At 60.3% G+C, this 14,942-nt stretch carries 11 protein-coding genes and 1 pseudogene; 8 read left to right on the top strand and 4 right to left on the bottom strand.

Going from position 1 to position 14,942, the window contains the following annotated elements:
* A pseudogene (locus tag DW211_RS10345) lies at positions 1 to 283 on the top strand (hypothetical protein); the annotation flags it as partial.
* 646 nt (positions 284 to 929) lie between these two features.
* Here DW211_RS10345 and DW211_RS09725 read toward each other — a convergent pair.
* Positions 930 to 2,531 carry a potassium/proton antiporter gene (locus DW211_RS09725; protein ID WP_118260541.1) on the bottom strand — a complete coding sequence of 534 codons (1,602 nt, stop codon included), beginning with the start codon at positions 2,529 to 2,531 and terminating at the stop codon, positions 930 to 932.
* A 324-nt stretch (positions 2,532 to 2,855) separates the two neighbouring features.
* On the opposite strand from DW211_RS09725, the gene DW211_RS09720 reads away from it, so the two are divergent.
* Positions 2,856 to 3,695: a metallophosphoesterase family protein gene (locus DW211_RS09720; protein ID WP_118260539.1), complete on the top strand. Its 840-nt coding sequence runs from the start codon at positions 2,856 to 2,858 to the stop codon at positions 3,693 to 3,695.
* A gap of 388 nt (positions 3,696 to 4,083) precedes the next feature.
* Here the strand turns inward: DW211_RS09720 and DW211_RS09715 are convergent, their stop codons facing one another.
* Positions 4,084 to 5,658 (bottom strand): lipopolysaccharide biosynthesis protein, encoded by a 1,575-nt coding sequence (locus tag DW211_RS09715; RefSeq protein ID WP_233540991.1) that lies wholly within the window; start codon positions 5,656 to 5,658, stop codon positions 4,084 to 4,086.
* A 378-nt stretch (positions 5,659 to 6,036) separates the two neighbouring features.
* On the opposite strand from DW211_RS09715, the gene pckA reads away from it, so the two are divergent.
* The 5 genes from pckA to DW211_RS09690 all read left to right on the top strand — a co-directional run bounded on the left by pckA (position 6,037) and on the right by DW211_RS09690 (position 10,647).
* On the top strand, positions 6,037 to 7,707 hold the full coding sequence (gene pckA / locus DW211_RS09710; protein WP_199576775.1) for a phosphoenolpyruvate carboxykinase (ATP): 1,671 nt from the start codon (positions 6,037 to 6,039) through the stop codon (positions 7,705 to 7,707).
* Positions 7,708 to 7,934: 227 nt separating this feature from the next.
* Positions 7,935 to 8,654, top strand: a complete 720-nt coding sequence (locus DW211_RS09705; RefSeq protein ID WP_118260538.1) for a B3/4 domain-containing protein — start codon at positions 7,935 to 7,937, stop codon at positions 8,652 to 8,654.
* Between the two features lie 169 nt (positions 8,655 to 8,823).
* Entirely contained in the window at positions 8,824 to 9,273 is a 450-nt protein-coding gene (locus DW211_RS09700) for a MarR family winged helix-turn-helix transcriptional regulator (protein WP_022093866.1), read from the top strand.
* 119 nt (positions 9,274 to 9,392) lie between these two features.
* Positions 9,393 to 10,247, top strand: coding sequence for a DegV family protein (locus DW211_RS09695; protein WP_118260536.1), 855 nt, complete (start codon positions 9,393 to 9,395; stop codon positions 10,245 to 10,247).
* Positions 10,248 to 10,326: 79 nt separating this feature from the next.
* Positions 10,327 to 10,647 (top strand): MGMT family protein, encoded by a 321-nt coding sequence (locus tag DW211_RS09690; protein WP_089572047.1) that lies wholly within the window; start codon positions 10,327 to 10,329, stop codon positions 10,645 to 10,647.
* A 385-nt stretch (positions 10,648 to 11,032) separates the two neighbouring features.
* Here the strand turns inward: DW211_RS09690 and trpS are convergent, their stop codons facing one another.
* Together trpS and DW211_RS09680 are read right to left on the bottom strand one after the other, a co-directional pair.
* Positions 11,033 to 12,082: a tryptophan--tRNA ligase gene (gene trpS, locus DW211_RS09685; RefSeq protein ID WP_118260535.1), complete on the bottom strand. Its 1,050-nt coding sequence runs from the start codon at positions 12,080 to 12,082 to the stop codon at positions 11,033 to 11,035.
* A gap of 161 nt (positions 12,083 to 12,243) precedes the next feature.
* Positions 12,244 to 13,443, bottom strand: coding sequence for an MraY family glycosyltransferase (locus DW211_RS09680; RefSeq protein ID WP_117637805.1), 1,200 nt, complete (start codon positions 13,441 to 13,443; stop codon positions 12,244 to 12,246).
* A gap of 524 nt (positions 13,444 to 13,967) precedes the next feature.
* Here DW211_RS09680 and DW211_RS09675 point away from each other — a divergent pair.
* A complete protein-coding gene (locus tag DW211_RS09675; RefSeq protein WP_118260533.1) occupies positions 13,968 to 14,906 on the top strand; it encodes a radical SAM protein in 939 nt (312 codons plus the stop codon).
* The last annotated feature ends 36 nt before the right edge of the window (positions 14,907 to 14,942 follow it).

Below are 14,942 nucleotides of genomic sequence, written 5' to 3'. Positions count from 1 at the left end.
CGCTAGGGTGCCACCCTTACACCAACATTTTCGACGCGATCTTTCGAGTGCGCTTCACAAGGCAATCGATTACGCTTTGGCTAAAAATGCAGTTATCTATAAGCCGACAACTTCATCGGATTACTATTTGGCTCAGGCCGCGGACTATGTCTGTACCATTGAGTTCACGAGTCTGAAATATCAGGCAAATAAGCAGACTAATACTGACCAGAAGTATTTTGGTGGTAGTACTGCGTTTAAAAAAGGCTTACTAAAAGAAATAAGAAAGAAGGCTGTCGTCTAATGGGCAGGCCTCGTATTGCATAAAAAATGCCGGAGGTAAGACCCCGGCTCTTGGAGGCCCCTCTGTTCGAGGGTACCGACATCTTTATAACAGAAACCGCATGTCGGGTCTACACGAGACATTTCGCTCGATTTCCTGTTGACCTAAAAACAAAAATGCCGGGGGGATCCCCCGGCCCCTGACTGCCCTCCATAAAGGAGCGCAATCCATTTATACCATGGTTGCGATGCGAGCGGTGGCTCATTCGGTCTTCTTTTTCCTCAGCTTCTTGCTGAAGTTCTATTTAATGTGACAAAGGGACTGCCCCTTTGTCATATGGGGCGACGGGGTGTTTGTGCCCACGGCTGTGCGAAAATGCATGATAAACCGTCGCAACGGAGTCCAACGACGTCGCGGCGGTTCTATTATGGCCACCCGCCGGCTAAGTGAGTAGGCTTTTTTGGAAATGCTGAGCACCCGAAGTCTTTTCTTCAACAAACCCGCAGGTCACAGACTTGTGCTTTGGTGATGTGGTCGGCGATTCGACAAAAGCCTACTCACTTAGTCTTGAGAGACACTAACTGTCCTCAACGAGACCCCTGTCGGGGCGATTGATGCTCAAATGTAGCCAATTCGGGATGTGTCTCTTTTAGCTACCCCATGGCCACTACGACGCCAGCGTGGCGATGACGGCTTCGTCGCCGGCGTGGACTTGGGTGTTGCCGTCGGGGATGATCGTTTGGCCGTCGCGCTTGAGCATCACGACGATAAAGGGGTGCTTGCCTTGCGGCACGTCGCGCAGGCGCTGACCGGCCAGGCGTCCATGGGGCGTCACGGTGACCTCGCGCAGCGTAACCTCGGCACGTTCCTCAAACGTCGGTGCGGCCATAACCAGAAGGTCGCCTTCTTCGATCACGGTATCCCCGTTGGGCAGCACCGGGTGCGCGCCGTCGCGCAGCACCAGGACCACGAGCATATCCGTCGCACTGCCAATATCCGCGAGCGAGCGTCCGGCAAACGGATGGCCCGCGCCCACCTTGAGCTTGACGAACGACATACCGTCCTCGTCGCGGTAATCGTTAAAGGTGCGGCGCACATCGCCTTCCGCGTCGATCATGTCGAGCTTCTTTGCCACCGCCGGCAGCAGCGAGCCCTGCACCACAATGCTCGACACAGCAATCACAAACACAAGGTCAAACAGATCGTGACCGCCGGGAACACCGGCCACCACGGCAAAGAGGCTAAATACGACCGAAGCCGCGCCGCGCAGGCCTGCCCAGCTTACGAGCGCGACCTGGCGAGGGTTCGTCTTAAAGGGCGCCAGTAGCACGCCAACGGCAATGGGGCGGCTCACGAAGAGCATAAACGCCATGAGCGCCAGGCCCGGTAGTAGCATTTGCGGCAGGCGCGCGGGCGTGACGAGCAGGCCCAGCAAAAAGAAGATGGTCATCTCGGCCATTTCGGTGAGGGTGTCAAAGAAGTGCGCCATCTCGACCTTGCCGGTGATGTCGCTCGCGCCTAGCACGATGCCGGCAAGGTACACGGCCAAAAAGCCGTTGCCGCCCAGATAGCTCGGCAGCGCGTAGGCGACGATTGCCACGGCGAACAAGAAGATGGTCTGCGCACCCTCAGCCGTTGCGTGCGCGCGCTCAATCAGGCGGCTGGATGTCCAGCCGATGACAAGGCCCAGGCCCACACCCAGGATGATTTGCTTGGCCAGCAGTATGGGAATGTTGATGTCGCCGCCAGCTGCGAGGGTGGCGAGTACCGCGGTGAGCATGTAGGCGACGGGATCGTTGGAGCCCGATTCGACCTCGAGCAGCGAGTCGGTGCCGCCCTTTAGCGACAGGTTGTGCTCGCGCAGCACGCTAAAGACGCTGGCCGCGTCGGTGGATGCCACGACTGATCCCAGCAGCAGGCCGCCGATCCAGTCGAAGCCCAGTACAAAATGCGCGAACGCACCGGTGACGCCGGCGGTGATGACGACGCCGAGCGTGCTCAGTAGCACCGCGGGCACGGCGACGGGTTTGGCACGGTCGATGTTGGTGTTAAAGCCGCCGTAGAACATGATGAACAGCAGCGCTGTGCTGCAGACGGTTTCGGTGAGCGCGTAGTCGCTAAAGTCGATGTGCGCCGGACCGTTGACGCCCAGCAGCATGCCGAGTGCGATAAAGATGAGCAGGGTGGGGAAGGGGAGCTTTTTGCCGACGGGTTTGATGGTCAGGCACAGAATAATGACGAGGCCGATAAAGAGAAGTATCTGGTTCATGGATGGTGTCCGCTCCTGGGTGGTTGGCGTGGCACGGTCAGTTATCTGCGGTTATTTGTACCCAAAGATGGTGGGTTTATGGGCCTGGATTGCGGGCATGCGCATTTTCGACACGAGGCTGCGATGCGAGCGTCGCTGGTCGGGGCGCTGGGCCAGACGGCGTGGCGTGAGCGGTGCGGGTTGACAGGCGTGCGCTGGCGACCGTTGACGGTATGCAACCCTTCCCAGCTTTATTGCAACGGAGTACAATGGGTAACGTTTAAGTTCAACTTGAAAGTTTAGTTGCGGCTCCGGGCTTCGGCCGCAAGTAAAGAGAGGCGTTCCATGGCGATCTATGTGACATCTGATGCTCACGGGCACGTGCGTGCGCTTGACGAGGCCCTGTCCAAGATTTCGCTGGCGTCCGACGATACGCTGTACGTGCTGGGCGACATGATCGATCGCGGGCCCGATCCGGTTGGCGTTATTAAGCTCGTGCGCTCGCTGCCCAACGCTCGCGTGCTCAAGGGCAATCACGAGCAGATCATGCTCGACGCCATCATTGGCCAAGATCCGCTCGATGCCGAGACATGGGATATCAACGGCGGTTGGACTACCCGTCAGCAGCTCAACGATATGGAATTCGAGGCGTACGAGGAGCTCGTGCGTTGGATGGCGACGCTGCCGCTCTACGCAGTGGCCGAGACTGATGAGCGTCCGTACCTGCTGGTACATGCCGGCATCCAGACCGAGGCGGCGCGGGCGTTTTTGCTTGAACATGGGGTTGATTGTGCCGATGGTGCGGGGGCGGTGAATGCTGATCGCGAACTGCTGAAGCAGATGCTTGCCGTGCAGTCGTCCGATGACCTGCTGTGGATTCGTCACGGCTATTGGGATGCGCCGACGGGGTTGCTTTCTGCCGAGGGCAAGGGTCCGGTCGTGGTGAGCGGCCACACGCCAACGGTGTCGCTCGGGCGTTACTGCGAGGTAGGCGGCCTGGCGGGGCTCGACGAGGAGTCGGGGCGCGGACAGATTGTGCGCCTGGGCGGCGAGGATACCGCTGGCGTGCCCGATCGCATCGATATCGACTGCGCCGCCGCCACCGGCTCCGAGTTCGGCCGCGTGGGCATCCTGCGCCTGGATGATGGTGCGGAGTTCTACGCGAACATCAACCCGGGCGAATAATCGGTGCAAAGGGTAGCTAATTTGGGACGGGGCTTTTTTGGCTACTTTCGAAGAGTAGCGCCTTCTTGCTCGGTAAGCGCTAGAAATGAGGAGCGTCTGCGTCCTCGGCAGCGCGAAAATGCTCGAAAAACCGTCGCAACGGAGTCAAACGACGTCGCGACGGTTCTTTTTTGGCTGCCCGCTGGCTAAGTGAGTAGGCTTTTTTGGAAATGCCGAGCAGACGGCAAATTTGCCTCAACAAAACCGCAGGTAACTGACTTGTATTTTGCCGGAGTGGTCAGGGATTCGGCAAAAGTCTACTCACTTAGTTTTGCGTGATGCATATTGTCCGCAATGAGACCCCAGTCGGGGTGATTCCATCGTAAGTTAGCTGCCCCCATTGCACCAATTAGGCGCCGTATGGGTTGCGGTCGCGTTCGATGCGCTGGCGGATGTGGGCGTACTCGATAATCAGCAGCACCAGGAGTAGGGCCATGACCGCAAGGTAGCTCACCACAGCGCCCATCAGACCCAGCAGCTTAATCAGGATCACCGGCAGCACCACGCTTACGGCGAAGCAGATCAGGTAGATCTTGGTGACATCGCCGGCGTGGCGCAACACCGTGATGATGGCGTAGATAAAGTCGATTGCCGCGGTGATGCCGCCGGCGACAACCATTAGCAGTGCCAGCGTGCGGTAGCGCTCAAAGTTGAGGCCGTACATAAAGCTCATGATGGGGATGCCGGGGCCTGCCATAAATGCGGCGCACGCTCCGGTAATGACCACAATCAGTGCCATAACGGCAACAATAATCAGGTCAAAGCGGCGACGCTTGCGCGGATTTGCCCAAATGCTCGACAGGCGCAGGAGCTGTGGTTTATAGATAAATCCAATGCTCAACAAAATTGCCTGCGCCGGAAAGAACAGTGCATTAAAGTACAGCTGATACTTGTAGGCCAGCGTGCCCTCCATCACGAACTTGGGCATGCTCTCGATAAGGTTGAACAGGAACAACGCACCAAAGAGCGGGGCGCACTGGACAAACAGGTGGCCGACCTCGCGCAGGCTCACGCGGCGCGATTTTTCGGTTTCGAGCAGGGCGAGCGGGGCGGTGACCAGCACGAGCGAGGCAATCGCGGCGATGCCCATGGCCATGGCGGCGATGGGCATGCTGCGCGTGAGGAACAGTGCCACGCTAAAGACCGCGATGACGCCGACGGAGCGTAGCGTTTGGCTCATGCCGGCCAAATAGAGCTTGTCGGCCTGCTGCAGGCGGCCCTCGTACACGTCGGCGATGCCGTCGATCACCTTATACAGGTAGACGCCCAGGCCGATCGTGGCCATCTGCGCATCGTAGCCGCGGGCGCTGCTGTACATGAGGCCGCAGCCTAGGGCGAGCGCTCCGCAGAGCCAGCGGTTGAGCTGGTAGGAGGCGAAGGAGGTTTTTTCGTCGATGTCCGAGACCTGAAAGTTGCGCACGCCGTAGTTGCACGCGATCATGATGAGCGTGCCGGTGACAAAGGCGATGGAGAACTTGCCAGCCTCCTCGGCGCCTACGAGTTGCGTCGACACAATGGTGAGCAGCGGAAACGCCATACCCCATACGGCGGTACCCAGGGTATTCCAAAGGTAGTCGCGACGGGTGGCGTGATCTTCGTACTCGGCTTCTTGCGTGGAGAAGCCGCCGCCGTAGACGGCTCCGAGCAGGCGGTTCCACCATGCGTTAACCATGCGGTGGATGGGGCCGGGTTGGCGATCGCGCTCGCGACGACGGCGTGTGGCCTGGCTGCTGTCGGGACCGCCGGCGTTACGTTGGCTTAGTTCTTGGATTCGCGCGAGCTCTTCGGCGGTGTGCGATGCGGGGAACAGGCCGTTCTCGATGCGTCCGCCCTGCCCGTGCGCCCCGCCCGATACGGTGGGGTCGGTGACGCCGCTGCGGCGGGCGATGGTGCGGCGGATGCTATCGAGGGGCGTGATGCTCAAGGCGATTCCTTTCTATTGCTGTGCTCTAGTATAGTCGCGGTGGTGTCCATTCGTGTTTTTGACCAGGTTGTTCAATATATTCGGCGGTGCCATTCAGTAGTCGGCACCTGGGGATGTTCCTTATGTGCCGGCACTTTAGGAACGTCCCCGAGTGCCGGCATCTAGGGACACTCCTTGGCTGCTGCCTGTTCAAGAGTGTCCCCAACGACTAGTCGTTTAAGAACGCCCCCAATAACTAGGCCGCTTGCGTGCGATTTTTGACCGTTGGGCGGGCGCTTCGTCGTTGCCGCAAAAACGTTTTTGCATATCGGGTACAACGGGCTTTACGTGAGTAAAGTGCGCGCCGCGTCCACGTGTCGCGTTTTTAAAGGAGGCCCCATGCCTGGTGTTACCCCTGCAGAAGTTCTGTCCAACTTTGGCATTACGCTGGTCGAAGACCCCGCCGAGAACCAGCCCCGCCTGCTGGTTGACCTGCCGGCAGCCGAGCTCATCGAGCACGCCATCCGCCGTGAAGAAGGCCGCATGGCCTCCAACGGCGCACTGGTGATCGAGACGGGGGAGCGTACCGGACGCTCGCCCAACGACCGTTTTATCGCCGACACCCCCGATGTCCACGACAAGATTGCCTGGGGCGCCGTCAACCGCCCGCTGTCCGTCGAGAGCTATGAGGCCATCAAGGCCGGCATCGTCGACTATCTCAACGAGCGCGACGTGTTCGTTACCCGTGGCATGGCAGGCGCCGACCGCAACCACACGCGTCGACTGCTCGTTGCCTGCGAGCGTGCCAGCCAGGCGCTCTTCATTAAGCAAATGCTTGCCCGTCCGCTCGCTCGCGAAATTGCGCGCACCGGTGAGCCGGACTTCTGCGTGCTCGCCGCTCCCGGCTACCAGTGCGATCCTGCCATTAAGGGCCTCAACTCCAGCGCCGCCGTGGTCATCAACTTCCAGGAACGCGTGATTCTGGTCGCCGGCACCGGCTACTCCGGTGAGATCAAAAAGTCGATCTTCAGCGTCATGAACTACCTGCTGCCCGTCGAGGACGACGTGCTGCCCATGCACTGCTCGGCCAGCATGGATCCTGTCACGCACGAGACCGCCGTGTTCTTTGGCCTGTCCGGCACCGGCAAGACCACGCTTTCGGCCAACCCCACGCGGCTGCTGATCGGCGACGACGAGCACGGTTGGTCCGACATGGGCATCTTCAACATCGAGGGTGGCTGCTACGCCAAATGCGAGGGCCTGGACGCGTTCCACGAGCCCGAGATCTTCAACGCCGTCCGCTTTGGTGCCATCTGCGAAAACGTGGTGCTCGACGAGAACCGCAAGCCCAACTACGACGACGTCTCGATCACGCACAACACGCGCGTGGCCTACCCCGTCGAGCATATCCCCAACGCGTGGACCAAGGGCATGGGCACCACTCCAAGCGTCGTGCTCTTCCTGACCTGCGATGCCTTTGGCGTGCTGCCGCCCATCTCGCGCCTGACGGCCGACGCCGCCATGTATCACTTTGTGACGGGCTTTACGGCCAAGATCCCCGGCACCGAGGTCGGCGTCACCGAGCCCACGCCCACGTTCTCTTCGCTGTTTGGCGAGCCGTTTATGCCACTCGACCCCATGGTCTACGCTAAGATGCTCGGCGAGCGCATCGCCGACGGTCGCACCCGCGTCTATCTGGTCAACACCGGCTGGATCGGCGGCGGCTACGGCGTGGGCCATCGCATTGAGCTAGCCTACACGCGCGCCCTAGTCGCGCGCGCCCTCGACGGCACCATCGAGGACAGCGAATTCGTCCACGACGATATCTTTAACGTCGACATTCCCACCACGTGCCACGGTGTACCCGACGGCATCCTGGTGCCGCGCCAGTACTGGCAGAGCACCGCTCGCTACGACGAGGCCGCGCACAACCTGGCCGTCATGTTCGAGGAGAACTTCGAGAAGAAGTACTCGCACCTGCCCGATTCCGTTAAGGCCGCCGGTCCGCACGCTCAGGTGCACGCCGACGCCCGTCATCGCGGCCGCGGCCTGTTGGGACTCCGCCACTAGCGTCGCCGCGAGTCCATATCCGCCACAAAGGGGACAGGCACCTTTGTGGCGGTTTTGCTTGGGCGAATGACTCGGGTTACAATACGCCTGACATATCGCCCCCTTCTCCGGATGGGGGCAGCGTAAGCGCTCTTGTGGCGGCACCGTAGGACTTTGAAGGTGGCCGTCGTAAGGGCGCTTTTTGTTTAGGCACCCGGGCTCGGGCGCATGCTATGAAGGGAGAGCACATGAAGAGTTTCGTTGCCGAGGATTCGTTTTGGGAGCTATTTCCGCAGGCGGCTATCGGTGTTGTGGTCGTAAAGGGCATGAAGCCCGCGGCTCAGATTCCTCAAGAGGACGTTGATGCGATTGCCGCGTTGCTCGACCGCGTCAATATCGATGCGGAGCGTCACCTGACGAGTGATACCATCAGCGAGAATGCGCCGGTTAAGGCATGGCGCGAGGCATATCGCCTATTCAAGACCAAGAAGGGCGTGCGTTGCTCAATTGAGAACCTGCTCAAGCGCGTGCTCAAAGGCAAGCCGGTGGGCCACATTACGCCCGCGGTGGACATCTACAACACGGTGTCGCTGTCCTACGCGCTGCCCGTAGGCGGCGAGGATTTGCACGCGATTGAGGGAGACCTTTGCCTGAAGGTGACCGACGGTGGCGATTCATTTCTGCCGCTTGGCGAGGAGACAGATGACCCGACGCTTCCCGGCGAGCTCGCCTACATCGATGATGCGGGCGCCGTATGCCGCTGCTGGAACTGGCGCGACGGCGTTCGAACGGCCCTGTCCGACGATTCGGCCGATGCTTTCCTGGCGATTGAGTGCGTGGAGCCCGAGCGGATGGGGGATTGCCAGGCCGCGATCGATCGCTTAGCCGAGCTGCTCGAGCGCTATCTGGGAGCGACGGTTGTCGTGAAAACGCTTGTGACCCGCGACAATCCCTGCGTGGAGCTGTAGCGGCGCCTAGAACCTATTGATGTCCCAAACCACCACAAAGGTGCCTGTCCCCTTTGTGGTGGTTTTTATGTTGATGGGTTAACAAATGGGATATTTGGGTACGGGTGTTGCCTTGTGCGGCTAAGATGTTTACCCGTTAGCATCATGTAAGCGAAAGGCGGTCGTCACCATGCAGCAGAACGACGAGACACGTTTTGAGGACTTTGTCGGACTGATCAGCGGCCTCTACAAGGAGATTCAGCGTATCAAGACGTCCGAAGGCGCAAGGCTGGGCCTCAAGGGCTCCGACGTTATGTGCCTGTACTATCTTGAGCGCAGCAAGGACGGCCTGACTGGCGCCGACCTCGCCCGCATGGCCGGCGTTACTCGTGCCGCCGTTTCGCGCACACTGGCACATCTGGAGGAGGGCGGCTACGTCGAGGTTGACGACTCGGGTGATGCGGCCGTCAAGTATCGTGCTCCGGTGCGCCTGACTGCCCTGGGCGGCGAGAGCATGAGCGAGGCCGATCGCATCATTCGCGAGGTGCTCGATACCACCGGCAAGGCCATGGGCGTGGAGCAGCGCGAGCAGATGTATGCATCGCTGCGCACGATCCTCAACACCCTGCGCGAGATCTAGAACCGCGCTGGCGCTAGCTTTCAGCCAAGAACTGCATCGTCCCGTTTGAGCGCGTACGCCGTGCCGGGACATTGCTGTCAAAATTCCCTGCGCGAGACCTGCGCAAGAAAGGATTCGTTATGTCCGTCCGCATTATTACCGATTCCGCAAGCGATATGTCGCCGGCGGAGCACCCCACTCTGCGTGTTCTGCCGCTGTCCGTCACCTTTGGCACCGATGTGTATATGGATGGCGTCGACATCGATCACCAGCGCTTTTACGAGATGCTTGTGGAGCGCGATGAGCTGCCCAAGACCGGTCAGGTCAACCCGTACGCCTTTTCGCAGGCGATTGCCGAAGCGCGTGAGGCCGGCGATGAGGCCGTGATTATTACCGTGGGAGCCAAGCTCTCGGGCACCAACCAGAGTGCTCGTACGGCACTTGCCGAGGCGCCGGGCGGCGACATGTTCGTCGTGGACAGCAATAACGTGACCTTGGGCGAGCGCGTGCTGGTCGAGTATGCGCTGCGCCTGGTGGACGAGGGCCAGGGCGCGGCTCAGGTTGCGGCGGCTGTCGAGGCCGTGCGCGACCGCGTGGTCGTCATCGGCCTGCTCGAGACGTTGGAGTACCTGGTGCGCGGCGGTCGCCTGTCTGCTGCGGCCGGTGCCGTGGGTACGCTGCTCAACGTAAAGCCCGTGGTGGCTGCCGAGGACGGTCTGATCGTGCAGCTGGGCAAGGCGCGCGGTTCCAAGAACGGACGTAACCTGCTCAACCAGAAGGTCGAAAAGGCGGGCGGCATCGACTTTTCCATGCCGCTGGCGCTCGGCTATACGGGCCTTTCGGATGCGGTGCTCAAGAAGTATATCGAGGACAGCGCGGCACTGTGGGCTGGCCACACCGAGGGCGAACTGCCCGTTCACACCATCGGCGCCACCATCGGCACCCATGTAGGCCCCGGCGCCGTAGCCGTAGCCTTCTTCCAGCCCGTTAACTAGCCCACCTGCCAAAACCACCACAAAGGGGACAGGCACCTTTGTGGTGGTTTATGCTATTCCGGGTGGAAGGGAGCGAGCAATGGCGTCTGAGGGCTTTTTTGAGCGGGTGTACGAGGTGGTCGAGCAGATTCCCGAGGGGATGGTCGCCACGTATGGTCAGGTGGCGCTGCTTGCTGGACGTCCACGAAGTGCGCGGTACGTGGGGTATGCCCTGCATGGCAATCCGCGCCCCGGCGAGATTCCCTGTCACCGCGTGGTGTTTGCCGATGGCCGCATATGCGATGGTTTTGCTTTTGGCGGTCCCGATGCTCAACGTGAGCTTTTGCTAGGGGAGGGTGTGGCGTTTAAGGACGACATGCACGTCGACTTGGCCGCCTGTCGCTGGCCTGCAGGGCTCTAGCGGCTCTGCCGTGGTTAAAACCACCACAAAGGTGCCTGTCCCCTTTGTGGTGGTTCTAGTTTACCTGAGCTAACTTATGGAGAAGCTATGGGGGAACATATTGACGCTACAAAGTAAACCACGGCGAACTATATTGTATTCAGCAACGGAGCAGGCAATAGGCGATGAAAAAGCCTGCCCTGTTGAGTTTGATTCGCATTCCTCCCCTCTGTGCGATTCAACGGTGTACTTCGGGAACAGGCCCGCTGGCAACTAACTGCCAGCGGGCCTGTTCCTGTTTTTCGGGGGAGTGCAATGGGCAGAGCCGAACCGGTCGGGCACCAAAAAAGGCGGACGCACTAGCGCCCGCCCTATAGCAATCGAAAGTTCTAGCCAGCAGATCGATCTAGTACACCATGCCCATGGCGTCCTGAACCTCGGCCAGGGTCTGCTCGGCAATCTCGTTGGCGCGACGGTTGCCCTCGTGCAGCACGTCCTTCACATAGTCCAGGTCGTTTTCGTAGCGCTGACGACGCTCGCGGATCGGCGCGAAGTACTCGTTGACGGCCTCGGTCACGTACTTCTTGAGCTGGCCGGAGCCGCCCATGCCAATCTCTTCGGCAATCTCGACCTCGGAACGGCCAGTGCAGATGGCGGCCGTCGAAAGCAGACCGGACACGCCGGGGCGGTTCTCGGGATCGAATGTGATCATGCGCTCGGAGTCGGTCTGGCTCTTCTTGATGCGCTTGGCCGTCTCCTCGGCGGTCATCGAGATGTTGATGGCGTTGCCGTAGCTCTTGCTCATCTTGCGACCGTCCAGGCCCGGCAGTAGCGGGGTCTCGGACAGCAGCGCTTCGACCTCGGGGAACACTTTGCCGTAGCGGTTGTTAAAGCGGCGGGCGATGGTGCGGGTGAGCTCGATGTGCGGCAGCTGGTCGCGACCGACGGGCACCACATTGCCCTTGCAGAACAGGATGTCGCAGGCCTGGTGCACCGGGTAGGTGAGCAGAAGGCCGGTGAGCTCGTGGCCCGAGGCCTCCATCTCGACCTTGACCGTGGGGTTGCGCGCCAGCTCGGCCTCGGAGACCAGCGACAGGAACGGCAGCATGAGCTGGTTGGCGGCGGGCACGGCGGAGTGCGCGTAGATCATGGTCTTGTCGGGGTCGATGCCGCAGGCAAGGTAGTCCATGACCATGTTGTACACGTTGTCCTGGATGTGCTCGGTCGTGTCGCGGTCGGTGATGACCTGGTAGTCGGCGATGAGTACGTTGGTCTTGGCACCCATGTTCTGCAGCTCCACACGGCCCTTGAGGGTGCCGAAGTAGTGACCCAGGTGCAGGCGGCCGGTGGGGCGGTCGCCGGTAAGCATGGTGAACTTCTCGGGCGTTTTTGTCAGGCCCTCGCGAATGGCGTTGCTCTTTTGCAGCGCGACTTCGTAGCTGTTCTCGTTTGGCATGATTGCTCCTAACGTATGTTCATTGGTCAAGATGATAACGCGTTTATTGGAGGGGCGGGTCGTAAGTAGGCGAGGGGCGGGAGATCGGCGGCATGTGCGATGGGCGCGGCATGGCTGCGCGTTTGGCCGGCGGCGCCTGGGCGCTTCCTCGGCAGCTTACCCTAGAGCTTGTGGTGGCGCTCTTCCTTACGTTCCTCGGCTGCCTGCTCCTCCTGCTTAAAGGCGGGGTCGTCGGGGGTGACGAGCTCATCCTCGTGTGTGCGCTTGTTGTAATGGTGGCGCAGCACGGGCTCAAACAGATGTAGATGCTTGGCAAAGGCCGCCGAACCAATGGCGAGCACGGTAAAGATGAGCACGCGCATGGGCACCTCGACCTGGTTAATCGCGGCGGCGCCGGCCGAAAGCATGATGCACCAGGCGTAGATGAGGAGCACTGCCTGTTTTTGGTTGTAGCCTTCTTGGATCAGGCGGTGGTGGATGTGGCCCTTGTCGGCCTGCCCGATGCTAATGTGGGCGCGCTTGCGGCGCACGATGGCGCTAAACGTGTCGATGATGGGCACGCCGGCAACGATGAGCGGAATGATAAGCGAGGTGAGCGCGGCGGTGCGGCTCACGTTGAGCAGCGAGATGGAGCCCAGCGCAAAGCCCAGAAGCAGCGACCCCGAGTCGCCCAAGAAGATGCTTGCGGGGTTGAAGTTGTAGCGCAAAAAGGCCAGACAGGCGCCAAAGAGCGCAATGGAGAGCGCGGCGGCGTCGATGCGGCCCGAGAGAACGGCCATCGAAAACATGGTGAACGACGCGATGCCGCAGATGCCCGTGGCCAAGCCGTCGAGGCCGTCGATGAGGTTAATGATGTTGGTGAATGCCACCAGATAGATCACGGTGATGGGGTAGGCGAGCCATCCGAGCATGATCTCGCCGGGGGCAAACGGGTTGACGATGACGCCGATCCGTAGGCCGCCGATACAGGCGATAAGCGCGGCGAGGACCTGTCCGGCCAGCTTTTGCTTGGGCTTGAGCTGGAAGACGTCGTCGATAGCGCCGGTCGCAAAGATGACGGTAAAAGAAAGCGCAAGTATGGGGTAGCTGATGTGCAGACGGGGGTGGGGCACCAAAACGGGCGGCCAACCCAGGTACCAGGTGCCTAGGATTTGCACAATACAGGCAACGACCAGGCCCAAAAACACCGCCGTTCCGCCCAAACGCGGGATGGGCTTGGTGTTGATGCGGCGCTTAGAAGGATAGTCGACGGCGTCGAGCTTAATTGCCAAGCGCTTGACCAGGGGCACCGTGAGGAAGGTCGTGATGAAGGCCGCTGCTGCCACGCATAGATACGGTATGTAGCTCGGGGATGAAGCCATGAATCTAAAAACCGCCAAGCGTCGAAGGAAAAGGTCAAAGGTTGCTAAGCGCAAAGGGCATAGCCGAACCATGATACTCGACCAAGGGGGGTGCATGGAATTGCACGCAGCGATAATCACGCGCTTACCAGATATTAGGGTATTGTCGATAGCTTGTCGGGATACCGGCGGGGATCCATATGGGCTGTAATGGTGGTTTTCGGCAAATGAAAACCACCCCCCACGTTACGAAAATGAACCCACCTAAAACAGGTGGGTGCCCTCATCGACTGTTCCAGCGTCCTTAACAACGAAGGATACCTGTACTAGGTACGACTGTGTGGGCTCCCTAAATAAACGCGACGGTTCACCCAGTTGCTCCGCGGGGGGCGGAATACCTACATCATAAAGCGGCACTTTGTCGATTCCAGTCTTGACATTATAAAAATCGTGTCGGACGATTACGGCGCCTTGGGCTCGAGCCGTCTGTGCGGTTGGTCCCTTTACGTTTGAGCTGCTGAATCATTGTTTTGGAGCATGTTTTTATGCCGACGTCGTTGACCGAACTTTTTTCGCCCGCCTGCCATTTGTGTCCGCGCCGTTGCGGTGCGGCGCGCGACGAGGGCGCGCGTGGCGTGTGCGGCGCCGACAACACGCTTAAGGTCGCCCGCGCGGCGCTCCATATGTGGGAGGAGCCGCCCATTTCGGGCGAGGCCGGCTCGGGTACGATTTTCTTTAGCGGCTGTTCGCTCAAATGTATCTACTGCCAAAACCACGAGATCTCGACGGGCAATTTCGGTCTTGAGATTTCGCCCGAGCGTTTGGTCGAGATTATGCTGGAGCTGCAGGACCAGAGCGCCAATAACATCAACCTGGTGACGGCGACGCACTATGCGCACCTGTTGCCTGCCGCGATTGCCGCGGCACGGACGCGCGGGTTGGTCATCCCAATTGTCTACAACACGAGTGGTTACGAGCGCGCGAGTGCCGTGGCGGCGCTGGGCGACCTGGTCGACGTGTGGCTTACGGACTTTAAATATGCCGATGCCGGGCTTGCGCAGTCGCTCTCCCACATTAAGGACTACCCGCGTGTGGCCGTGTCGGGCTTAGCGCAGATGGCACGCGAGATCGAGCGCCGCGGGGGAGAGCTAGTGGACGAGAATGGGCTCATGAAGCGCGGCATGATCGTGCGCCACCTTGTGCTGCCGGGGCATGCGGATGACTCGTGCCGCGTGCTAGACCTTGTGTGGCAGACGGTGGGCGACGTGCCGATCTCGGTCATGAACCAGTACACGCCCAATGCGCTCATGCGCGAACAAGGCGGCGACCTGGCGCGCGCCGTGACGCGCGAGGAGTATGAGCAGGTGCTCGACCATGCCGACGACCTGGGCTTTACGACGATGTTCTGGCAAGAGGGCGGCGCGGTAGACGAGAGCTTCACCCCAGCCTTCGATACCACCGGCGTCCTTACCAGCGCAAAGTAGTGCGCTCGCCGATGATTTTTCTGGGACGGGGATTAA

This window comes from Collinsella sp. AM18-10 (assembly GCF_003471585.1).
Classification (GTDB): Bacteria; Actinomycetota; Coriobacteriia; order Coriobacteriales; family Coriobacteriaceae; genus Collinsella.
The sequence above is the reverse complement of the archived record's forward strand: the minus strand, read 5'-3'. Positions and strand labels throughout refer to the sequence as shown.

Excerpts from the sequence above, each read along its gene's own strand:
- DW211_RS09725 (WP_118260541.1), bottom strand. The coding sequence starts at position 2,531 with ATGAACCAGATACTTCTCTTTATCGGCCTCGTCATTATTCTGTGCCTG.
- DW211_RS09720 (WP_118260539.1), top strand. The coding sequence starts at position 2,856 with ATGGCGATCTATGTGACATCTGATGCTCACGGGCACGTGCGTGCGCTT.
- pckA (WP_199576775.1), top strand. The coding sequence starts at position 6,037 with ATGCCTGGTGTTACCCCTGCAGAAGTTCTGTCCAACTTTGGCATTACG.
- DW211_RS09705 (WP_118260538.1), top strand. The coding sequence starts at position 7,935 with ATGAAGAGTTTCGTTGCCGAGGATTCGTTTTGGGAGCTATTTCCGCAG.
- DW211_RS09700 (WP_022093866.1), top strand. The coding sequence starts at position 8,824 with ATGCAGCAGAACGACGAGACACGTTTTGAGGACTTTGTCGGACTGATC.
- DW211_RS09695 (WP_118260536.1), top strand. The coding sequence starts at position 9,393 with ATGTCCGTCCGCATTATTACCGATTCCGCAAGCGATATGTCGCCGGCG.
- DW211_RS09690 (WP_089572047.1), top strand. The coding sequence starts at position 10,327 with ATGGCGTCTGAGGGCTTTTTTGAGCGGGTGTACGAGGTGGTCGAGCAG.
- trpS (WP_118260535.1), bottom strand. The coding sequence starts at position 12,082 with ATGCCAAACGAGAACAGCTACGAAGTCGCGCTGCAAAAGAGCAACGCC.
- DW211_RS09680 (WP_117637805.1), bottom strand. The coding sequence starts at position 13,443 with ATGGCTTCATCCCCGAGCTACATACCGTATCTATGCGTGGCAGCAGCG.
- DW211_RS09675 (WP_118260533.1), top strand. The coding sequence starts at position 13,968 with ATGCCGACGTCGTTGACCGAACTTTTTTCGCCCGCCTGCCATTTGTGT.